Here is a 20834-nt window from a genome sequence, read left to right on the forward strand (position 1 = left end):
CCCCCCCCCCCCCCCCCCCCCCCCCCCCCCCCCCCCCCCCCCCCCCCCCCCCCCCCCCCCCCCCCCCCCCCCCCCCTAAAAGCTTAATCGCAGCGGGCAACACTATCAATGCCGGGTCAATCAATCCAAACGGCACTAAGTGCCGGGCTAGCGCCGTGCGAAATAGGAAGTTGGTGTTGATACGCCCCTTTAAATGGACGCCCTTCCACGGCTCTTTCGCATCCTTATCATTCGCCTCGTCCGAACGCACCGATATGCTGCGGTCATTCCAATCGGGTGGAATGGTGCCTTCGGGTTTTATAAAAAAGAAGTTACGGGGCAGAATACTCGCGCCTTGCTTAAACAACTCCTTATAGGGAGTTCCTCCACTGGTTTGGTCGTCGCTGGCCTCACCCGTTGTCAGGGCCGAGCCGCCGGCCGTTTGGGCCACGCGCCAGGTCACGTCGGCTACGGTGAGGCGGCTGTGGGCCTCTTCCCAGGTGGCATTGTGGCGGCGGGGGCGGCCGGTGTAGCGGCGGCCGGGCAGGCCCTCGGGGGGTAGGGAGCGGGGCACGGGGGTGGCCTCGGCAAAGAGCACGCAGGCCGGCACCGGAAACAGGGGCTGCACGCCCTTCAGGTCCCACACCCCGGTGAGGCGCAGGCCCTGGGCCGTGCCCAGGCGGGTAGCGGCGTGCTGGTCGGCCGACAAAAACGCGCGGGGCAGCACAAAGGCCAGCTGCCCGCCCGGCCGCAGCAGGTAGCTGGCGGTGTGCGAAAGGAAGATGGCCGCTATTTCGAGCTGCGGCATCAGGGCCTTGCGCCTGGGTTCGAGGTGGTAGGCGCGGGCCAGGCGCAGCAGCTTGGCTTGGTAGTCGGCGTTTTCCACGGCGTTGTAGGTAAACCACGGCGGGTTGCCCACCACCACGTCGAACTGCTGCTTAAGAAAAAACGGCTGGTAGGTATTGCGCAGCAAAAAGTGCCAGATGCTGTCTTGGCGGGTTTCCTTGGCCTTTTTCAGCTCGCGGTACACGTCATAGAAGGCTGAGTAGAGGCCAGCGGGCGCGGCCGTGCGGTACTCGGTTTCGATGGCCTTGGCCAGCGCTCCGGCCGGGGCATCGGGCTGGCCCTGGGTTTGGAGGGCCAGCTTCTCGGCCACCCGAATGCCCACATCGAACAGGGCCGGGTGCTGCAAGAGCAGCGCCGGCAGGTGCACCCGCTTGCGGTTGATGCGCAGGCTCAGGTCGTCGCCAAACAAGCCCACCTGCCCGCCGGCCGGCGTATCGAGCGTGTTGGCCAGGTACACGCGCAGGCGCACCTTGCGGCGGGCCTGGCGCACGCGCTCCTGGCCCAGGGCCAGCAGCAGGGTGGTTTTGGCAATTTGCACCGACAGCGGGTGAATATCAATGCCCGCCACCTGCTCGCACAGCGCCTCCACAGGCCGCTCAGGGTCGGCAATGGTGAGCGAGCGCACGGCGGCCAGCAGAAATGAGCCCGAGCCGCAGGCCGGGTCCAGCACCCGCGCCGTGGGCGCGAGGTGCAGGCTAGCCACTACCTGCTGGCACAGCCAGTCGGGGGTGTAGTACTCGCCCAGGGCCTGGCGGGTGGCCCGGCTCACGAGGCTCTGGTAAATGCCCTTGAGAATGTCGGCCTCGGTGCGGCGGTAGTCATAGTCGGCCAGCTGGTCGGCGAGCTGCACCAAAGCCGGGCGCACAGCCGCGAAAGCCGCTGCATCGGCCGCCACCCACTGGTAGAAGTCGTTCTCCACAAAGTTCTCCACCTGCAAGCCATCGAAGGCGTGGCCCGTGAGCACCTGCGCCAGCAGCGGCCCGCCCAGGTCGGGCGGGGTAGGCTGGCCGGCACTCAGCAGCTCATAGGCCATGAGCTTGCTGAACACCGAGAGGTAGGTGTGCACCACAAACACGTCGGGCGAGTCGTCGAACGAGCCGTAGGCCAGCGACATGAACTTGCGCCACTCGCGGTAGGCCACCTTTAATTCGGGCCGCCCGATAGCCTCGTCATAAGCCAGCTTGAGGGCCTGAAACGTGGTGCCAAACAGCGCCGATGTATCGCCGAAATCATACAGAATGTTATCCAGCGTAGGCTGCTGCGGCTGCGTGCGAAACAGGTGCCGGTCGAGGAACCCAAACAGCCCGGTTGCCGAACTGACCGTTAACTCAAAGCTTTCGGTGGGGCGCAGCTCCACCTGGGCCGAGGTAAGGTGCACCTTGCCCACGTAGCTTTCCGAAGCTACCCCATACACACGCCAGCGCACGCCGTCGGCGGCAATGAGGCGAAAGTCGTCGCGCCGGCCCGCGTTGTAGTTGGCCGCGAAGTAATCGCGCAGCTGGTCTTCGGCGTGGCGCAGCTTGGCCGGCGCTTTGATATCGCGCTCAAACTCAATAATGACGTCACGATACTGCGTATCGGCGCGGCCGGCAGCAGCCCCGCTACTACGGTCGGGGCGCGGAATGCGCAGCTGGTGCTCGGCGCCCCGGTTAAACTCCTGGATAATGCGCCTGTTATCGTCGTCGGTGCCAAATACCTGGTTGAGATAAGTCACAAACTGCTCTTTGCGAGCGGCCTCTGATTGAGCCGTTTCGAGGTGGCGCAGGAAGTTGCGGGCGTGGCTTTCGGCAGTAGAATTAGGCATAAAAGCAAATATACCAGGCGGTCCCGTCCACCCCGCCACCCCGCCGCTACCTTTGCCGCTCCCAACCCGCCCCGAAAATTCCATGATGTTCGACCGCAAAGACTACCCCAACGACCTGCTGCTGCGCCTCTACCGCGAGCTGCTGAAGCCGCGAATGATTGAAGAGAAAATGCTGATTCTGCTGCGCCAGGGCAAGGTGAGCAAGTGGTTTTCGGGCATCGGGCAGGAGGCCATTTCGGTGGGTAGTACGCTGGCGCTGAACCCCGATGAGTACATTTTGCCGCTGCACCGCAACCTGGGCGTGTTTACGGGGCGCGGGGTGCCGCTGGGGCGCTTGTTTGCGCAGTGGCAGGGCAAGGCCACCGGCTACACCAAGGGCCGCGACCGCTCGTTCCACTTCGGCACCAACGAGCACCACATCGTGGGCATGATTTCGCACCTCGGCCCCCAGCTGGCCGTGGCCGACGGCATTGCCCTGGCCGATGTGCTCGACCAGAAACCGCGCGTCACGCTCACCTATTCGGGCGATGGCGGGGCTAGCGAGGGCGATTTTCACGAGGCCCTGAACGTGGCGGCGGTGTGGCAGCTGCCGGTCATCTTCCTCATCGAAAACAACGGCTACGGCCTCAGCACGCCCAGCAACGAGCAGTTTCGCTTCAAGTCATTCGTCGACAAAGGCCCCGCCTACGGCATGGAGGCCGTGCAGATTGACGGCAACAACGTGCTGGAGGTCTACGACAAAATCAATACCCTTGCCCAGGACCTGCGCCAAAATCCGCGCCCGGTGCTGGTCGAGGCCCTTACCTTCCGCATGCGCGGCCACGAGGAGGCGAGCGGCACCAAGTACGTGCCCGCCGAGCTGATGCAGGAGTGGGCCACCAAAGACCCGGTCGAAAACTACGAAAAGTGGCTGCTGGCCGAGGGCATTCTCAGCGAAACGGCCAGGGTGCAAATCCGCGAAAGCATCAGGCAGGAGATAGACAAAGGCTGGCAGGAAACCGAGGCCGCCCCCGCCCCGGTAGCCGATGCCGGCCAGGAGCTGGCCGATATGTATCAATCCTTTACGCCGCCAGTGGCTAGCCCCCCGGCCGATGGCCCGGCGCCGGAGAAGCGCTTTATCGACGCTATTCAGGAGGGGATGCGCCAGAGTATGCAGCGCTACCCCGAGTTAGTGCTCATGGGCCAGGACATTGCCGAGTACGGCGGCGTGTTCAAGATTACCGAAGGCTTCGTGGCCGAGTTTGGCAAGGGCCGCGTGCGCAACACGCCCTTGTGCGAGTCGGCCATTGTGGGCGCGGGCCTGGGCCTGAGTATTCGGGGCAAGAAGGCGATGGTGGAGATGCAGTTTGCCGATTTCGTGACCTGCGGCTTCAACCAGATTGTGAACAACCTGGCCAAGAGCCACTACCGCTGGGGCCAGAACGCCGACGTGGTGGTGCGCATGCCCACCGGCGCGGGCACGGCCGCCGGCCCCTTCCACAGCCAAAGCAACGAGGCGTGGTTTACACACGTGCCCGGCCTGAAAGTGGTGTACCCCAGCAACCCGCACGATGCCAAGGGCCTGCTCTGCGCCGCCTTCGAAGACCCTAACCCAGTGCTGTACTTCGAGCACAAGCTGCTCTACCGCTCGCTGAGCGGGCCGGTGCCCGAGGCGTACTACACCACGCCCATCGGCCAGGCGGCGCTGGCCCAGGAGGGCGAGGAGGTCACCATCATCACCTACGGGCTAGGGGTGCACTGGGCCCTGAGCGCCTGCAGAGAGCTGGGCATCAGGGCCGATATTCTGGATTTGCGCACACTGTTGCCCTGGGATACCGAGGCCGTGGCGCGCTCGGTGCGCAAAAACGGCCGCGTGCTCATCCTGCACGAAGACACCCTAACCGGCGGCCTGGGCGGCGAGATAGCGGCCTGGATTGCCGAAAACTGCTTTGCCAGCCTCGATGCGCCGGTGCGCCGCGTGGCCTCGCTCGATACGGCCGTGCCCTTTGCGCCGCCGCTTGAGGCAGGGTTTTTGCCGCAGCAGCGCCTGCGCGAGCAGTTGCTGGCGCTGCGCAACTACTAGCCCCGCCCGGCGGCTAGTATCTTGCGGGTAGTCCAGCTCCGTATTCTTGTTGTGAAGTTTTTACCGATGCTATTCTTTCGGGCGGCCCTGCCGCTGGTGCTGCTAGGGCTGCTCAGCGGCTGCGCGGTCTACGACTCCGTGTTTCACCCGCACCGGCTGCCCACGCCCAAAATGGACGCCGCCACCAAAGCCAAGGTGAAAGCGGCCGAAAAGGCCCGCCACAAAGGCTTGTCGCTGAAGGCAGCCGACGAGCCGGGCACCAGCGCTACCGCCACCGACGGCGGCGACCCCGCCGCGCCCTCCGTGGCCCCGGCCGGCACCGAGGAAAAGAAGAAAACCATGTCGTACAGCGACTTGCCCGAGGGCACCCGCATCAAGTACGACAAGCAGGGGCTGGTAAAAAAGAGCTTCCTCGACCGCGCGGCCCTCAACCGCCGCAAGCTGCACCACTACGATACCCGCCCCCTCACCCCGCGCGAGGCGAGCCGCGAAAACCGCAAGCTGCGCAAAAAGGGCCACACCGACCACAGCAAAGGCGCGCCATCCGACAAGGCCAAAAAGGAGCCGCTCGACCCCGCCCTCGACCCGGGCCCCGACCCCGGCCCGCCCCCCGCTAGCCCCGCCGCCCCCGCGCCGCCCGCCAAAAGCAAGCAGGCTGCCCCCAAGCCCGACCCCACGCAGCCCGCCCCGGCCCCTAAGCCGGAAAAAGCGAAGAAAAAGGCCAGCAAAGCGCCCGTACCTAAGCCCGACCCCACGCAGCCCGCGCCCGGCCAGTAGCTTCCGGGCCGGGGCTGCCAGCCCCAAAACGAACCCAAGCCCCGGCCAAGTAGTTAAAAGGCCTGGTGCGCTGGCCGCGCTAACTTGCCCGGTTTCTATTTTTTTGATTTTCACCAACTTATTAATATGGCTACCCCCTGGATTCCGCTTACCCAGCCCGAGCAGCTGCACGATATCGTGCAGGAATCGCACGAGCACCCGGTGCTTATTTTCAAGCACAGCACCACCTGCTCTATCAGCGCGGCGGCTAAGGCCAAGGTCGAGCGCCAGTGGCCCGATGCTTCGCTGCCCGCCGATACTCCCATTTATTACCTCGATTTGCTGCGCTTCCGCCCCCTCTCGGGCCAGATTGCCGAAGAGTTTGGCGTGCAGCACCAGTCGCCGCAGCTGCTGCTCATCCAGGATGGCCAAGTGCGCTACCATGCCTCGCACATGGGCATCCGCCTCAGCGAGGCCGGCGAGGCGCTGGCTGCCAAATAAGCCCTGGCACAAGGCCATAAAAAGCCCCGACGCTACCTGGCGTTGGGGCTTTTTTATGCTGGCCAACGCTAATGGGATTTATTTTTTAGCGTCCACAGTGGGCTGAATCTTCTTCACCATTGCCAGGTGCATTTGCAGCGTGGGCAGCGTTTTAGCGGCCAACGCTTTCACTTCCGGGTCGCCGGCTTTGGTGCTAGCCTCCTGAAACTCTTTGATGTCTTCCTGGTGGTCGTCTACCATCTCGGACACGTATTTCTGGTCCAGCTTCACGCCTTTCTCGGCGAGCACCTCGTCGTAAACCTTCTTCTGGTCGTCGCCGAGTGAGGCCGGTAGCTTGATGCCCTTCTTGGCCGCCAGTGCTTTCAGCTCGGCGTTGGCCTTGGTGTGGTCAGTCACCATTTGCTGGGCAAACTGCCTGGCCTCGGCCGTGGTAGCGCGCTGGGCCACTACCTTGCCCAACTCCACTTCGAGCATGCCGCCGCTGGCGGCCTTGGTCATAAACTCGGAGTCATATTCCTTGTCTTCGCGCACCGCGGCATTCTGGCCCCCGCCCCGGGTGGTGCTGTCGATTTTGGCTTCATTGGTTTGCTGGGCTTCCTTCACCGAGTCGGAAGACGAGTTGCAGCTGGCGGCCCCTAGCAACAGGGCGGCCAGTGTAAGCTGGCTGATTTTCATGGAAAGGATACAATAAAAGGGCAGCATCTTATACGTAAGATACTGCCCTTCTGGCTACTTAAGTAAGAAGCCGACTACTTACATTTTCATGTTGGCGTCGTTGCTAGCCATTTGCAGGTGGCTTTCTACCACGGGCAAGGTCTTGGTGATAAAACCCTGGATGGCCGGGTCTTTGGTCATCGTTTGGTGCGCGGCCATGGTGTTGGCCGTCTTCTGGTGGTCGGCCACCATCTGGCTGATGTATTTCTGCTCAAAGGCCTTGCCCGACAGCTTTTCCATGGCTGGGGCCATTGCCTTGTGGTCGGCATCCATGTCGGTAGGCAGCGTCACGCCTTTTTTGGCGGCTATCTGCTTAAGGTCGGCCGTGCTCTTGGTGTGGTCGGCTATCATCTTGTTGGCCATTTCTTTGGCTGCGCCGGTCACACCTTTGGCCAGTGCCATTTTGCTCTGCTGAATCTCGTTCTGGTCAGAGTGCGCGGCCGTCATCATAAACTCAGCATCGGTAGCATGCGGGCCAGTGGGGCCGTTGGGGTCAGCCTTGCCGGTGCCGGCGGGGGCCTGCGCGGCCATCGACGAGCTGCTGTCGCCGGCGGCCGGCGTAGTAGAAGCCGACGTCGAGTCGGTGGCCGAGGTGCCGCCGGCCGTGGTGGTGGTAGTGCTGGTATCAGTATTGGAGCCGCACGAGCTAAGGGTGAGCAGACAGGCGGCGAAGAGGGGCAAAGAAGCGCGAAGCATGGGCTGGGGGAGGGGAAAAGGGAATGGTATGAGGTCCTTGATTACGAGGGTTTTAGTTAAAAGTTAGGGTAATTTATAAGGCCTTGATTGCTAGTTTGGCACGCGGTGCTGCTGTTCAGGACAAATTTTTACAGGGCCTGTTAAACCTCCCGTTGGCTTCGCACTCTCAGCTACCATAACACCTCACTTTCTTTTACCTTCCTGCCATGCGCTACGCTACTCCCCTCCGCACCCTCGCCTACGCTGCCCTGGCTAGCGGGCTGCTTTTCACCGCCAGCTGCCAGCGCGCCGATGTGGTGGCCGACGACCTGACCTCGGCCGAAGACCAGGGCCAGGGCGACGAAGAAAATGCCGCCACCGCCGACCTCGTGGAGGCCGCCTCTCCGCAGGATGTTACGGCCTCGGCTAGCCCGTCTATCGTGGGCGCGGCCGAGCTGCGCAGCCTCACTGCCGGTTGCTTCACGCGCACCTACGATGCCGCCACGCGCACGCTAACCCTCGATTTTGGGCCTACCAACTGCCTGTGCGCCGATGGCCGCTACCGCCGGGGCCAAATCACGGCCGTGTTTAGCGGGCCTTACCGCCAGGCCGGGGCGGTAGTCACCATCAACCGCACCAACTATTTTGTGAACGACAACCAGCACCTGGGCACGCGCGTCATCACTAACTTGGGCAGCGGCTCGTTCGACCTGAGCGTGCAAAACGCCAGCATCATCTTCGCCAATAATGGCGGCACCACGGCGTGGTCGTCGCAGCGGCGCTACACGCGCACGGCTGGCTTCGGCACCCCGTCCATCCTCGACGATGCGTACAGCATTACCGGCTCGCTCACTGGCACCAACCGCCGCAGCGTTACCTACACGGCCACCATCCAGAGCCCGCTCATCAAGAAGTTTGCCTTGGGCTGCGCCCGGCATTTTGTGGCCGGTACCATCGAGGTCACCAACTCGAAGTCGCAGGCCATGCTCATCAACTACGACCCTAGCGGCACCGCCGCCTGCGACAATATTGCCACCGTGACCATAAACGGCCACACTCGCACCATTTATCTCAAATAAATCACGGATTACCCGGATTTTAGCGGATTACGCGGATTTTGTGGACGTCTCCCGCGAGGCTCTTTACTTATTGACTGCTTAACTGCCCTTCCCGCTCGTTATTTATTCGTAAGCTTACCTTAAGCAAAAAGGGCCACTCAAGCGAGTGACCCTTTTCGTTTCTTACTTGCTCGCCCGGCAAGCCCATTGAGCCTGCAAGGCACACCGTCCACAAAATCCGCGTAATCCGCTAAAATCCGGGTAATCCGTGATTTAGGAGCGCCTCGGCCAGCAGCAGGTCTTCGGGCGTGGTAATTTTGAGGTTGCGGTAGTCGCCCTCCACCAGCTGCACGGGGTGCAGGTCATCGACCACGCTGGCGTCGTCGGTGAAGGTGGGCAGCTCGGGCAGGCGGTAGGCGCGGCGCAGCAGGGCCAGGTCAAAGGATTGGGGCGTTTGCATCAGGCGCAGGCGCCGCCGGTCGAGCGGCGACGAGCCGGCCGCCCCCAGCAGGCGCACCGAGTCTTTGGGCGGCACAGCGGCGGCCGCCGCGCCGTGCGTGGCCGCGGCTTGGTAGGCTGCCTCAATTACGGCCTGCGGCACCAGGGGGCGCACACCATCGTGCACGGCCACAAGGGCCCCAGGGGGGGCCTCGGCGGGCAGCGCGGCCAGCCCCGCCTTCACCGAGGCCCAGCGCGTGGCCCCGCCGGCCACTAGGGTATGCGTAATCGTAACGCCATGCTCTGCCGCCAGCTGCTGCCAAAAGGCGAGTTGGTCGAAGGGCAGCACCACCACCAGCTGCGCCACCCCTAGCGCGGGCTCGGCAAAGCGCCGCAGCGTGTGCAATAGCACCGGCTCGCCGCGCAGCAAGAGAAACTGCTTGGGGCGGTCGGCGCCCATGCGCAGGCCGCTGCCACCCGCCACGATAATGGCATAGCGGGCAGATAATGAAGTGGGTGCAGAAACAGAAGCGTCTGTCATTGCGAGCGTAACGAAGTGAAGCGTGGCAATCTTTCCTCCCCGCTAGGGTTTGTAATCCAATGATAAGGACGACAAGGAAAGATTGCCGCGCTTCACTTCGTTGCGCTCGCAATGACAGACGTTTTACTACGCTGCCTAACCTGCTTTACAAAATCAGCATCGCGTCGCCAAAGGCGAAGAAGCGGTACTTTTCCTTGATGGCTTCCTGGTAGGCTTCCATCAGCAGCTTGTAGCCGGCAAAGGCCGAGGCCATCATCACCAATGTGCTTTCGGGCAGGTGGAAGTTGGTAAGCAGCGAGTTAGCTATTTTAAACTCGTAGGGCGGATAGATAAATTTATCGTTCCAGCCCGAAGTTACCTTGATGCGGCTATTGGCCGATACCGAGGCGTCGAGGGCCCGCATGGTGGTGGTGCCGATGGCACACACCTGCTTTTTGGCGTCCATGGCTTTGTTGACCACCCGCACCGCATCGGCATTCACGAAGAACTGCTCCGAGTCCATTTTGTGCTTGGTGAGGTCTTCCACATCCACGTTGCGGTAGGTGCCCAGGCCCACGTGCAGCGTCACGTAGGCTTTCTCAACGCCCTTGATTTCCATGCGCTTCATCACCTCGCGCGAGAAGTGCAGGCCGGCGCTAGGGGCTGCCACGGCCCCGATGTTCTCGGCGAAAATGGTCTGGTAGCGCTCCTTGTCGGCGGGCTCGGTTTCGCGCTTCAGCACGTCTTTGGGCACGGGCGTTTCGCCCAGTTCGTAGAGCGCCTTACGGAATTCCTCGTCGGTGCCATCAAACAAAAACTTGATGGTGCGGCCGCGCGAAGTAGTGTTATCAATGACCTCGGCCACGATGTCGGACTCGCCAAAGTAGAGTTTGTTGCCCACCCGTATTTTACGGGCCGGGTCTACCAGCACGTCCCAGAGGCGGCCTTCTTTATTCAGCTCACGCAGCAGGAAAACCTCAATCTGGGCACCAGTGCGCTCTTTTTGCCCGTACATGCGGGCCGGAAATACTTTCGTGTCGTTGAAAACGAAGACATCACCTTCCACGAAATAGTCCAGAATATCTTTGAACATCTTGTGCTCAATCTGGCCGGTAGCGCGGTGTACCACCATCAGGCGCGATTCGTCGCGGTGGCGGGCAGGGTGACTGGCAATCAGCTCTTCGGGGAGTTCGAACTTGAACTCATGCAGTTTCATCGCCATGATGGGCAGTACTAGGGGGAAGTTACCGAAAATTCGGGGGGCAAAGGTACGGCTTTGTTTTTAGATTGTTGATACGCTGCAAGGTTTACCAGGCCGCGCAGGCCAGAAATAACTCCGGGGCTGCTCCTTGGTTGCTGCCGGCCCGCACGGCCTGCCGTTATTTGGCCTCTCAAACCCCGCGTGCCATGCTCCTCACCCTTCGCCTCGTACTCGAAAGCTTCGCCTTTGCCTGGCAGGCGCTGCGGTCCAACCTGCTGCGCACCATCCTGTCGCTGCTCGGCGTCACGGTGGGTATATTCTCCATCATTGCCGTGTTCATGGTCGTCGATTCGCTCGAATCGAACGTGCGCAGCAGCATGAACTTCCTGGGCGACAAGGTAGTGTACGTGGGCAAGTGGCCCTGGGTCTTCGACCCCAACCAGCCCTGGTGGAAGTACTTCAACCGCCCCGTGCCCACGGTGCGCGAGTTTCGGCAGCTGCAGCGCATGCTGCCCCCTAGCAGCCAAAAAGGCATCGCCATCTTTGTGCCCAAAAGCGGCAACACTTTTAAGGCCGATGCTAACTCGGTGAGCGACTGTGCCATGCAGGGCGTGAGCTACGAGTACCGCGACGTGTCGAACGTGCCCATCGAGCAGGGACGCTACTTCACGCCGCAGGAAGTGGAGGCCGGCCGGCCGGTGGCCATCATCGGGGCCACCATTGCCGAAAACCTCTACCCGCAGGGCGAGCCGGTGGGCCGGCAGTTTAAAACGCATGGCCGCTACTTCACGGTTATCGGCGTGATGAAAAAGGAGGGCAAAAAGCTGCTCGATACCCCTAGCAACGACACCAACTGCCTCATTCCGTACGATGCCTTCGCCAGCCTCTTCGCCATGAGCAGCACCGGCATGAGTGGCCCCTCGCCCAGCATTGGCGTGAAGGGCCGCGACGACGACCCCGGCCTGCTCAACCTGGAGGCCGAGATGCGCGGCGACCTGCGCGTTATCCGCGGCCTCAAGCCCCGGCAGGAAGACAATTTTGCCCTCAACCGCCCCGAGATGATTGCCGAAACTATCGGCAAGCTCTTCAGCGTCATTGGCATAGCGGGCGGCATCATCGGCTCGTTTGCCATGCTGGTGGGCGGCTTTGGCATTGCCAACATCATGTTTGTGTCGGTGCGCGAGCGCACCAACATCATCGGCATCCAGAAATCGCTGGGGGCCAAAAATTACTTTATCCTGTTTCAATTTCTGTTCGAGGCCGTGTTTTTGTGCCTGCTAGGGGGCGCGGCGGGCATTTTTCTGGTGTGGCTCATTACGCTGATTCCACAGGAAGCGCTAGCCCTCACGCTGAGCGCGGGCAACATCTCGCTGGGCCTGCTGGTGTCGGTGGGCATTGGCATTCTGGCCGGCATTATCCCGGCGGTGCTGGCCGCTAACCTCGACCCGGTGATTGCCATTCGGGCAAAGTGAAAAAATAGCGAAGCGCTCCGGAAAGGCAAAAAAAAGCGGTTTGACCGCCGCTTTTTTGCAAAAATTTACCTTTTCACCTCATTTTTCGGCGCACACATCTATCTTCGCGCCCCTACTTTTGGCCGCCCCGCTTTTTGAGCCGGGGCGGTTTCGTTTTTTCCCCACCCTGGCACTCATGTCAAAACTCAAGAAAACCAGCAAAACCAAGTCTTCCGACGAAACCCTGAACGCGGGCTCGGGCAAGACCATTGTGCAGCCCAACGTTAACGATAACAAACTCACCAGCATTACGGAGCTGCGCCAGCAAACCGGCGGCGTGGCCAAGGGTGCGCACGACCCCGACGAGCAGCGCATCCGCAAAGCCTTCGTTGACAAGGACTGGAACGAGATTAAAATCGCCGATAGCTGGCAGATTTTCAAGGTGATGGCCGAGTTTGTGGAGGGCTTCGAGAAGATGTCCAAAATCGGCCCCTGCGTCAGCATCTTTGGCTCGGCCCGTACCAAGCCTGATAATCAATACTATAAGCTAGCCGAAGAAATTGCCTCCAAGCTCGTGCGCCACGGCTACGGCGTCATCACGGGGGGCGGCCCCGGCATTATGGAAGCCGGCAACAAGGGGGCCCGCGCCGAGGGCGGCAAGTCGGTGGGCCTCAACATCGAGCTGCCCTTCGAGCAGACGCACAACATCTACATCGACCAGGATAAGTGCATCGACTTCGATTACTTCTTCGTGCGCAAGGTGATGTTTGTGAAGTACGCGCAGGCCTTCGTGGGTATGCCCGGCGGCTTCGGCACCATCGATGAATTATTTGAGGCGCTGACCCTTATCCAAACCAAAAAAATCGGCCGTTTCCCCATCGTGCTCGTGGGCTCGGCCTACTGGGGCGGCCTGTTCGAGTGGATTCAGAACGTGATGCTGGGCGAAGAGCGCAATATCTCGCCCGAAGACATGGACCTCGTGCACATTGTGGACGACGCCAGCGAGGCGGTAAAAATCATCGACGATTTCTACCACAAATACTCGCTGTCGCCCAACTTCTAGGGCGCTTCTATCTGCGCAGAACATGCCAAAAGGCCGGCCCGGTGCACGCTGCACCGGGCCGGCCTTTTTGTGTGGCAATACCGGCAGACTGCTCCCAAACCAGAAGCAATTCTGAAGAAAGGCTGGGGTAGTATAATGCAAATTCATCGAGGAATCAGCCTAATTCAACGCCAAAAAAAGGCCGTTGAACGAAAAACCGGCTGAACCAAGAAGAAGGGAATCGGACCGGGAAATACTTTTGGTACAAAAAAAACTAGGTATTATACCAACGGTTTTTTTGCTCGCTCTTTGTCATCCTTTCCCTTCCTTCTTTTTATGAAACACACTGCTACCTGCCTCGCCACCACCTTTTTGCTAGGGCTGACGCCTTGCTTAACGGCCACTGCCCAAACCAGCACCATCGACTACCGAAACAGCACCAGCACCGGCAGCCTTGAAAAACGCACGGCCACGGAAACCAGCCTGGCCACCTCGTTCAAATTCGGGTCGTACAACACGGCCGTTACCAACCCCAACGAGGCCACCTTGGGAAACGACAACGACGTATTTCAGCTCACCAACCAGTACAGCGCCCAAATCAGCGGCCGGGCCCTGGTGTGGCGGCAAGACAACTCGACCACCTACCTGCCGAGCAGCGTGCCTAGTGTGCAGGTGAATACGGCCACGCCCTTGAAGTCGCAGGTGCTGCTCACCTTCAGCCGGGAGGTGACGGGCCTCACGTTTGTGATTCAGGATATTGACCTCTCGACCCTGACGAGCAGCGCCTCGACCGGCGGCAGCGACTACACCGATGAGGTAGATTTTTACCCGCTCGACGGCGATGGCCAGCCCGTAGATATGTCGCCGGGCAACGTGACAGGCAGCATTGGCAACCCCAACACCTGCACTTACTATGGCCCAACCACGATTGATGGCAAAAAGCAGGTGGCCCTGCGCGGCACGGGCCTGAACGGCACCATCAGCGGCCCTAGCCGCCGGGGCAACGTGACCATCACGTTTGTGAACCCGGTGAAGACGATGCTGCTCACGTACCGCAACCTGAATACGTTTAGAAACAGCGATTTTCGCTTGCAAACCATTGCCTTTGAGCAGATTGCGTGGTGCTCGCAGGCCGACCTCACCACCACCATCGTCAACTCGGATACGGGCACGCTGGTGGCCGGCAAAACCGGCAAGTTCACGGTGACCTTCAGCAACGTGGGCGACCTGGACACCGACAATGTGCAGGCCCAGGTGAAGCTGGCCCCCTTCCTGAGCAACGTGACGGCCACCAACGGGGGCCTCTACAACCCGCAAACCGGCATCGTGACGTATCCAACCACGGCCATTGCGCCCTATGGCGGCAAGCTTTCCTCGGTAATCAGCTACACGGCCCCGGCTGCCAAAACCCTCGTAACGGCCACCGCTACCATTACCACCACTACCAGCCAGGGCCTCGACCCCAGCCCCAACACGGCCACGGCCACGGCTACGCCGGTGGGCCCGCTGCCGGTAGCGCTGACGGCGTTTGCCGCGCAGGCCGTGGGCCGCGATGCCCGCCTGACCTGGACGACGGCCTCGGAGCAAAACAACGACTACTTTGGCGTAGAGCGCAGCCTGGATGGGCAAGCCTTTACGCAGGTGGGCCGCGTAGCCGGGCACGGTACCGCGCTGGTAGCCAATAGCTACAACTATACCGATGCCGCCGTGGCCAGCCGCGCCGCCGGCCCCGTGTACTACCGCCTGCACCAGGTAGACCTGGACGGCACGAGTACCTACTCGCCGGTGCGCACCGTCAGCTTTGACGGGGCTGGCGCGGTGGCCGGCCTGGGGCTGTACCCCAACCCCGCCGCGCCCACCGATGCCGCCGTAACCCTCGACCTGCGCACCCTGCCCCTGGGGGCCTACGACGTGAACCTGGTGAGCGCCCTGGGCAGCACCGTAGCGCACTACCCCGTGCAGGGCGGCCAAAGCCAGGCCCTTACGCTGCCTGCCACGCTGGCTAGCGGGGCCTACCTCGTGCTGGTGCAGGGCAATGGCCTGCGCCTGTCGCAGCGCCTGGCCCGCCACTAGGCCAACTAATTGAACCATAGTTTGAAAGGCTCACTGAAAAGAATTTTTAGTGAGCCTTTTGGCTGGGCCCTTTTTGCCAGGGGATGGTGGCCGACGGAATCAACGGCAGGGCTAGCCGGTTTAAAATATGGGCCGCCCGCCGCGCCGGCCCGTACTTTGTCTCTACCATGACTGACCAGCCCACCGCGCCCGCCAAAAAGCTTTTCCTGCTCGACGCTTTTGCCCTCATCTATCGCTCGCACTTCGCCTTCGCCAAGAACCCTAGGGTCAACTCGAAGGGCATGAATACGGGCGCCATTCTGGGCTTCACCAACACCCTGGTGGAGGTGCTGCTCAAAGAGAAGCCTACCCACCTGGGCGTATGCTTCGACTCGGGCAAAACCTTCCGGCACGAGAAGGACGAGAACTACAAGGCCAACCGCCAGGCCATGCCCGAGGACATTGGCATTGCCATCCCCTACATCAAGCAGATTATCGAGGGCTTCCACATTCCGATTCTGCTGATGGCCGGCTACGAGGCCGACGACGTGATTGGTACCCTGGCCCAAAAAGCTGAGAAAGAAGGCTTTGAGGTGTTTATGATGACGCCCGACAAAGACTACTGCCAGCTCGTAACCGAGCACATCAAGATTTACCGCCCCGCCTTCATGGGCAACGCGGCCGAGGTGCTCGACGTGCAGCACGTGCTGGAGCGCTTTGAGGTGGAAAACGTGATGCAAGTAGTTGATATTCTGGGCTTGCAGGGCGATGCGAGCGATAATATCCCCGGCATTCCGGGCATTGGCGAAAAGACGGCCAAGGCACTCATCAAGCAGTTTGGCTCGGTCGAAAACCTGATTGCCAACTCCGATAAGCTCAAGGGTAAGCAGCAGGAAAACGTGCGCAACTTTGCCGAGCAGGGCCTGCTGAGCAAGGAGCTGGCCACCATCCACGTCAACGTGCCCATTGAGTTTGAGGCCGATAAGCTCGTCATGGACGCGCCCGACGCCCCGCGCCTGCGCGAGCTGTTTGAGGAGCTGGAGTTTCGGCAGCTCGCCGCCCGGGTGCTGGGCGAAAGCGGTGGGGCTAGCGCCAGCCGCCCGCCCGCCGGCCCCGTGGGGCGCGGCGCCCGCCGGCCCAAGGTAGCCGCGCCGAGCGCCCAGGGCTCGCTGTTTGGCGAGGGCAGCGCGGCGGTAGTTATTGCCGCCGAAAACGGGGAGTTTGCCCCCGGCGAGGCGGGCGAGTACTACCACGGCCCCACCAAAACGCTGGCCGACGTGCCGCACCACTACCACCTGGTAGATACGCCCGAGCTGCGCAAGTCGCTGCTGGATTTTTTGTTACAGCAAAAGGAAGTGAGCTTCGACACCGAAACCACCGGGCTCAATACCATGACGGCGCGGCTGGTGGGCCTGAGCTTTAGCTGGCACGCGGGCGAGGCGTACTACGTGCCCGTGCCCAGCGACGATGCGGAGGCTAGCCAGGCGCTGGTGGAGGAGTTTCGACCGTTTTTTGAGAGCCCGACTATCCTGAAAATTGGGCAGAATATCAAGTACGACCTACTGATTCTCAAGAACTACGCCGTGCGGGTGAGCGGGCCGTTCTTCGATACCATGCTGGCGCACTACCTCATCGAGCCCGACATGCGCCATAACATGGATGTGCTGGCCGAAACGTATCTGCACTACACGCCGGTGCCCATCACGGACCTCATCGGGCCCAAGGGCAAGAACCAGAAAACAATGGCCGACCTCGACCCGGCCGCCGTGAGCGACTACGCCTGCGAAGACGCCGACGTGACCTTACAGCTGCGCCACGTGTTCGAGCCCATGCTCAAAGACCTGGGTTTGCTAGGCCTGCTCAACGACGTAGAAAACCCGCTGGTGCCGGTGCTGGCCGACATCGAGCACGAGGGCGTGCGCATCGACTCGGGCGCCATGAATGAGTACTCGGCCGAGCTGCAAGGCTACGTGCAGGAGCTGGAAACCCAGATTTTTCGCGAGGCCGGTCAGGAATTCAACATCGGCTCGCCCAAGCAGCTGGGCGAAGTGCTGTTTGACAAAATGCAGGTGGGCGCCGGCAAAATCAAGAAAACCAAGACCGGCCAGTACGCCACCGGCGAGGAAATTCTGAGCCAGCTGGCCGGCGACTACCCCATTGCGGGCCTCATCCTGGAATATCGCCAGCTCAGCAAGCTGCGCAGCACCTACGTGGAGGCGCTGCCGCAGCTGGTGTGCGGCGATGGCCGCGTGCATACCACGTTCAACCAGGCAGTTACGGCCACGGGGCGCTTGTCCTCGACTAATCCCAACCTCCAGAACATTCCCATTCGCACCGAGAAGGGCCGCGAAATCCGCAAGGCCTTCGTGCCGCGCGACAGCCAGCACATTCTGCTGGCCGCCGACTACTCGCAGGTAGAGCTGCGCATCATGGCCGATTTTTCGGGCGATGCCACGATGATTGAGGCCTTCCGGCTAGGGCAAGATGTGCACACCAGCACCGCCAGCAAGGTATTTAAAGTGCCCCTGGGCGAGGTCGATGGCGAGATGCGCCGCAAGGCTAAGACCGTGAACTTCGGCATTATCTACGGCATCTCGGCGTTCGGGCTAGCCCAGCGCATCGGCATCAGCCGCAAGGAAGCCACCGATATTATCGACACCTACTTTCAGGAGTTTCCGAGCGTGAAGCAGTTCATGGACGACAGCATCAACCGCGCCCGCGAGCTGGAATACGCCGAAACGCTGCTCAAGCGCCGCCGCTACCTGCGCGACATCAATTCGCGCAACGCCACGCTGCGCGGCTACACCGAGCGCAACGCCATCAACGCCCCCATCCAGGGCACGGCCGCCGACATCATCAAGATGGCCATGATAAACATCCACGACTGGCTTATCGAAGAGAAACTGGGTACCAAGATGATACTGCAAGTGCACGACGAACTGGTGTTCGACGCCGTGCGCGAGGAAGTGGAGTACGTGACCCCAAAAATCCGCGAGCTGATGACCACGGCGCTGCTCTTGCCCCACGGCGTGCCGCTGGAAGTAGAAGTAGGCACCGGCGACAACTGGCTGAAGGCGCACTAGGCCCGCCGAGTTGTCTTAAACTTGGGTAGTCATGCAAAACGGAATCATAAAAATCAAAGCCACAAAAGATTATGACGATGACTGCACCTTTGAGGCGGTAGTAAATACTGCCGATATTAAGGCAACTGCCAGCTTCTGGGGTTACACCGACACCTTGGAAGAATTTGGGACAGCGTTGGCGAACTTTCCGGCTACTGCTCAGCAAAGAGTGCGATTTCAGTCTGGTGAAGACGTGGAAGCGAGCTACCCGTATTTTTTACTCGAAGCCTACTGCGTAAGTCCGCTTGGGCATACTGCTTTGCAGGTAATCATTGACAACAAGGAACCCCATCCACGAAAAAAGCGAGTGGAGTTCTCCATCTTAGCAGAAGCGGCCGCGCTGAATAAATTTGGTAAAAGGTTATTAAGTCTGCAAGCCGGCTTAGCTTCCGAGCAAGAATATAGTATAGAATGGGAAGCCCGAACGAGTTAGTTAAACCCGCCCTCTACGCCGCCTGCCTAGCCTACGTGCACACCCGCCTCGACGCGGCCCGCGCCGGCATGGCCGCCGCCCAGGAATCGAGCAACTCCGAAACCAAGAGCAGTGCCGGCGACAAGTACGAAACCGGCCGCGCCATGGCCCAGCAGGAGCGCGACCGCCACGCCGCCCAGCTGCACGAGGCCCAGCAGCTGCTAGGGGCGTTGCAAAAGATTAACCCCGAGCTGGCCGCCGACACCGTGCGGCTGGGGGCGCTGGCCAGCACCAGCCTGGGGCTGTTCTACGTGAGTATCAGCGCGGGGCGCTTGGCTACGGCCGAGGGGCAGGCGTTTATGGCCGTGTCGCCGGCGGCGCCGCTGGCCGTGGCGCTGCACGGGCGCCGGGCCGGCGAGGAAGTCGTTTTCAATGGTAAGCCCGTGCGGATAGAAGCCGTGGGCTAGCGGCCCGCGCGTCACCCTGACCGCCAGCTAGCCGTATGTAGGGGGCGCGGAGCCAAACTGCCGCGCCCCTTCCCATGCCGCAAGACGTCAAAACCACCACCCTGCAAAACGTGGCCCGCTACACCCTCGGCACCTTTATGGTAGGCGCCGGCGTGGGGCACCTTACCTTCGCCCGCCAGCCGTTTCAGGCTCAGGCGCCCGACTGGGTGCCGCAGGACAAAGACACCGTGGTGCTCGAATCGGGCGTGGTAGAAATCGGGCTAGGCCTGCTCATGCTCTTCAACCGCCGCCATAAGGTGCCAATGGGCGTTGGGCTGGCCGCGTTTTATGCCGCCGTTTTCCCGGGCAATATCCACCAGTACCTCAGCAGCTTGCCCGCGCTAGGCCTCGACACCGAGCGCAAGCGCTATGTGCGCCTGTTCTTTCAGCCGGTGCTCATGGGCGTGGCGCTGTGGAGTTGCGGCGTTTTCAATAAAAAGCGCAAGTAGTTCGCTAGGCTTTACTTCCGGGGCGGGGGGCTGGCAGTTCGGTACGACACGTAGTTTTCCCAGTCTACCGGCGTGTAGCGGTCGCCGATGGTGAGGCGCAGCAGCTCCGGAAAGGCGCTTTCGCCGTTATCGCTGTTCGTCATCAGCAGCACCCCGATGCCCTGCTTGGGGAAGACAATGGAGTAGTGCTGAAAGCCATCGCCGTGGCCTTCTTTAAAGGCCCCCGGGCCGTAGGGCGACTGCAGCACGCCCCAGCCCAGGCCGTAGCTCAGGGCAATGTTGTCGTTCAGGGTCGAGTCGCGGCGGGCTAGCGGGCCCATTTGCCGCACCGAGCGAATGCGCACCTGGGGGCGAAAAATCTCGTTCCACGACGCCGGACTGATGATTTTACGTTGCAACACGGCCGCCATAAACCGGGTGTAGTCGGCCGGCGTGGTTTCGAGGGTGCTGGCGCTGCGCGGCTCGTTGTCCTTGTCTTTTTCGAGCACCTTGCCCTGCGCATCGTGCCCGAAGCAGTAGTTGGCCTCGAACTGCGGCAGCCAGTGGTAGCTGGAAGTACGCATGCCGAGCGGCCCGAATATTTTTTCCTGCATGAGGTCTTCGAGCGGGCGGCCCAGCTTTTTTTCGAGCACCACCTGCAAGTACACCAGCCCCTCGCCCGAGTAGCTGTAGCGCGAGCCGGGCCGGAAGAGCACGCGCAGCTTCTGGTCGGGCTCATACCAGCGCCAATTCGGAAAGCCCGTGGTATGGCTCAGGCACATGCGGGCCGTGATGCGCGCGTACAGCGTATCGGTGCGCAGGTCGGCGTAGTTATCGTGCCAGCGGGTCTGGGGTTTGTAGGTATAGATAGGCTGGGGCAGGTAGTGCTGCAGCGGCTCATCCAGCGCAAGCTGGCCTTCCTCCACGAGCTTCATCACCAGCACCGCAAACACCGCCTTGCTGAGCGAAGCGCCGTAAATCTCGGTGTCGAACTGCAGCGGCTCCTTCGTGTCGGTGCGCTTCACGCCAAAGGCGTGCGTATAAACCGCTTGGCGGCGGTTGAACACCGCTACCGCCAAGCCGTGCACGTGCGCACTATCCGTTAGCTGCTGAATGCGCTGCGTGAGCGCCTCGGCCCGAATATGCGAACCATCGAGGCGCGCCACCTGGCCCGACGTAGTGCAGGAAGCCAGCAGCGCCACCAGGGCGCATCCCGACCATAAGGTAGGTAAAAGACTCATCGTGAAGGTATTAGCAGTGTTCTGCA

At 61.4% G+C, this 20834-nt stretch carries 17 protein-coding genes; 11 read left to right on the forward strand and 6 right to left on the reverse strand.

The features are described from left to right. On the reverse strand, positions 1-2629 hold a 2629-nt coding region (locus Q5H89_RS10910; RefSeq protein WP_305019349.1), incomplete at its 3' end, for an N-6 DNA methylase. Between the two features lie 82 nt (positions 2630-2711). Between Q5H89_RS10910 and Q5H89_RS10915 the strand changes: the two genes are divergently transcribed. The 3 genes from Q5H89_RS10915 to ytxJ all read left to right on the forward strand — a co-directional run bounded on the left by Q5H89_RS10915 (position 2712) and on the right by ytxJ (position 5948). Next, entirely contained in the window at positions 2712-4691 is a 1980-nt protein-coding gene (locus Q5H89_RS10915; protein WP_305019663.1) for an alpha-ketoacid dehydrogenase subunit alpha/beta, read from the forward strand. A gap of 66 nt (positions 4692-4757) precedes the next feature. Then, entirely contained in the window at positions 4758-5468 is a 711-nt protein-coding gene (locus Q5H89_RS10920; protein WP_305019350.1) for a hypothetical protein, read from the forward strand. 126 nt (positions 5469-5594) lie between these two features. Next, positions 5595-5948 (forward strand): bacillithiol system redox-active protein YtxJ, encoded by a 354-nt coding sequence (ytxJ, locus tag Q5H89_RS10925; RefSeq protein ID WP_305019351.1) that lies wholly within the window; start codon positions 5595-5597, stop codon positions 5946-5948. A gap of 78 nt (positions 5949-6026) precedes the next feature. On the opposite strand, the gene Q5H89_RS10930 is transcribed toward ytxJ, so the two are convergent. After that, complete coding sequence (locus tag Q5H89_RS10930; protein WP_305019352.1) at positions 6027-6623, reverse strand: DUF4142 domain-containing protein; 597 nt, start codon at positions 6621-6623, stop codon at positions 6027-6029. A gap of 78 nt (positions 6624-6701) precedes the next feature. Continuing rightward, positions 6702-7358, reverse strand: coding sequence for a DUF4142 domain-containing protein (locus Q5H89_RS10935; RefSeq protein WP_305019353.1), 657 nt, complete (start codon positions 7356-7358; stop codon positions 6702-6704). A gap of 206 nt (positions 7359-7564) precedes the next feature. On the opposite strand from Q5H89_RS10935, the gene Q5H89_RS10940 reads away from it, so the two are divergent. After that, a complete protein-coding gene (locus Q5H89_RS10940) occupies positions 7565-8416 on the forward strand; it encodes a hypothetical protein (RefSeq protein WP_305019354.1) in 852 nt (283 codons plus the stop codon). A gap of 229 nt (positions 8417-8645) precedes the next feature. Here Q5H89_RS10940 and Q5H89_RS10945 read toward each other — a convergent pair whose 3' ends face one another. Beyond that, positions 8646-9374 carry a 2-C-methyl-D-erythritol 4-phosphate cytidylyltransferase gene (locus Q5H89_RS10945; protein WP_305019355.1) on the reverse strand — a complete coding sequence of 243 codons (729 nt, stop codon included), beginning with the start codon at positions 9372-9374 and terminating at the stop codon, positions 8646-8648. A gap of 145 nt (positions 9375-9519) precedes the next feature. Then, entirely contained in the window at positions 9520-10569 is a 1050-nt protein-coding gene (gene queA / locus Q5H89_RS10950) for a tRNA preQ1(34) S-adenosylmethionine ribosyltransferase-isomerase QueA (RefSeq protein ID WP_305019664.1), read from the reverse strand. A gap of 191 nt (positions 10570-10760) precedes the next feature. Between queA and Q5H89_RS10955 the strand changes: the two genes are divergently transcribed. The 7 genes from Q5H89_RS10955 (at position 10761) to Q5H89_RS10985 (ending at position 19588) form a co-directional block, all read left to right on the forward strand. After that, on the forward strand, positions 10761-12026 hold the full coding sequence (locus tag Q5H89_RS10955) for an ABC transporter permease (protein ID WP_305019356.1): 1266 nt from the start codon (positions 10761-10763) through the stop codon (positions 12024-12026). Between the two features lie 175 nt (positions 12027-12201). Further along, positions 12202-13068, forward strand: coding sequence for an LOG family protein (locus tag Q5H89_RS10960; RefSeq protein ID WP_305019357.1), 867 nt, complete (start codon positions 12202-12204; stop codon positions 13066-13068). 315 nt (positions 13069-13383) lie between these two features. Further along, a complete protein-coding gene (locus Q5H89_RS10965; protein WP_305019358.1) occupies positions 13384-15120 on the forward strand; it encodes a hypothetical protein in 1737 nt (578 codons plus the stop codon). A 167-nt stretch (positions 15121-15287) separates the two neighbouring features. Continuing rightward, positions 15288-18182, forward strand: a complete 2895-nt coding sequence (gene polA, locus Q5H89_RS10970) for a DNA polymerase I (RefSeq protein WP_305019359.1) — start codon at positions 15288-15290, stop codon at positions 18180-18182. A 31-nt stretch (positions 18183-18213) separates the two neighbouring features. After that, on the forward strand, positions 18214-18654 hold the full coding sequence (locus tag Q5H89_RS10975; RefSeq protein ID WP_305019360.1) for a hypothetical protein: 441 nt from the start codon (positions 18214-18216) through the stop codon (positions 18652-18654). Continuing rightward, complete coding sequence (locus tag Q5H89_RS10980) at positions 18633-19100, forward strand: 3-oxoacyl-ACP synthase (protein WP_305019361.1); 468 nt, start codon at positions 18633-18635, stop codon at positions 19098-19100. The genes Q5H89_RS10975 and Q5H89_RS10980 overlap by 22 nt, the downstream gene beginning before the upstream one ends. Positions 19101-19174: 74 nt before the next feature. Further along, complete coding sequence (locus tag Q5H89_RS10985) at positions 19175-19588, forward strand: DoxX family protein (RefSeq protein ID WP_305019362.1); 414 nt, start codon at positions 19175-19177, stop codon at positions 19586-19588. Between the two features lie 11 nt (positions 19589-19599). Here Q5H89_RS10985 and Q5H89_RS10990 read toward each other — a convergent pair whose 3' ends face one another. Beyond that, the gene (locus tag Q5H89_RS10990) at positions 19600-20808 is read right to left on the reverse strand and encodes a serine hydrolase domain-containing protein (RefSeq protein WP_305019363.1); all 1209 of its coding nucleotides are present in this window, start codon (positions 20806-20808) and stop codon (positions 19600-19602) included. Positions 20809-20834: the final 26 nt, after the last annotated feature.

This window comes from Hymenobacter cheonanensis, assembly GCF_030581075.1.
GTDB lineage: Bacteria > Bacteroidota > Bacteroidia > Cytophagales > Hymenobacteraceae > Hymenobacter.

Bases quoted from the DNA above. Each gene is read 5' to 3' on its own strand.
- Q5H89_RS10915 (WP_305019663.1), top strand. From the start codon at position 2,712: ATGATGTTCGACCGCAAAGACTACCCCAACGACCTGCTGCTGCGCCTC.
- Q5H89_RS10920 (WP_305019350.1), top strand. From the start codon at position 4,758: ATGCTATTCTTTCGGGCGGCCCTGCCGCTGGTGCTGCTAGGGCTGCTC.
- ytxJ (WP_305019351.1), top strand. From the start codon at position 5,595: ATGGCTACCCCCTGGATTCCGCTTACCCAGCCCGAGCAGCTGCACGAT.
- Q5H89_RS10930 (WP_305019352.1), bottom strand. From the start codon at position 6,623: ATGAAAATCAGCCAGCTTACACTGGCCGCCCTGTTGCTAGGGGCCGCC.
- Q5H89_RS10935 (WP_305019353.1), bottom strand. From the start codon at position 7,358: ATGCTTCGCGCTTCTTTGCCCCTCTTCGCCGCCTGTCTGCTCACCCTT.
- Q5H89_RS10940 (WP_305019354.1), top strand. From the start codon at position 7,565: ATGCGCTACGCTACTCCCCTCCGCACCCTCGCCTACGCTGCCCTGGCT.
- Q5H89_RS10945 (WP_305019355.1), bottom strand. From the start codon at position 9,374: ATGACAGACGCTTCTGTTTCTGCACCCACTTCATTATCTGCCCGCTAT.
- queA (WP_305019664.1), bottom strand. From the start codon at position 10,569: ATGAAACTGCATGAGTTCAAGTTCGAACTCCCCGAAGAGCTGATTGCC.
- Q5H89_RS10955 (WP_305019356.1), top strand. From the start codon at position 10,761: ATGCTCCTCACCCTTCGCCTCGTACTCGAAAGCTTCGCCTTTGCCTGG.
- Q5H89_RS10960 (WP_305019357.1), top strand. From the start codon at position 12,202: ATGTCAAAACTCAAGAAAACCAGCAAAACCAAGTCTTCCGACGAAACC.
- Q5H89_RS10965 (WP_305019358.1), top strand. From the start codon at position 13,384: ATGAAACACACTGCTACCTGCCTCGCCACCACCTTTTTGCTAGGGCTG.
- polA (WP_305019359.1), top strand. From the start codon at position 15,288: ATGACTGACCAGCCCACCGCGCCCGCCAAAAAGCTTTTCCTGCTCGAC.
- Q5H89_RS10975 (WP_305019360.1), top strand. From the start codon at position 18,214: ATGCAAAACGGAATCATAAAAATCAAAGCCACAAAAGATTATGACGAT.
- Q5H89_RS10980 (WP_305019361.1), top strand. From the start codon at position 18,633: ATGGGAAGCCCGAACGAGTTAGTTAAACCCGCCCTCTACGCCGCCTGC.
- Q5H89_RS10985 (WP_305019362.1), top strand. From the start codon at position 19,175: ATGCCGCAAGACGTCAAAACCACCACCCTGCAAAACGTGGCCCGCTAC.
- Q5H89_RS10990 (WP_305019363.1), bottom strand. From the start codon at position 20,808: ATGAGTCTTTTACCTACCTTATGGTCGGGATGCGCCCTGGTGGCGCTG.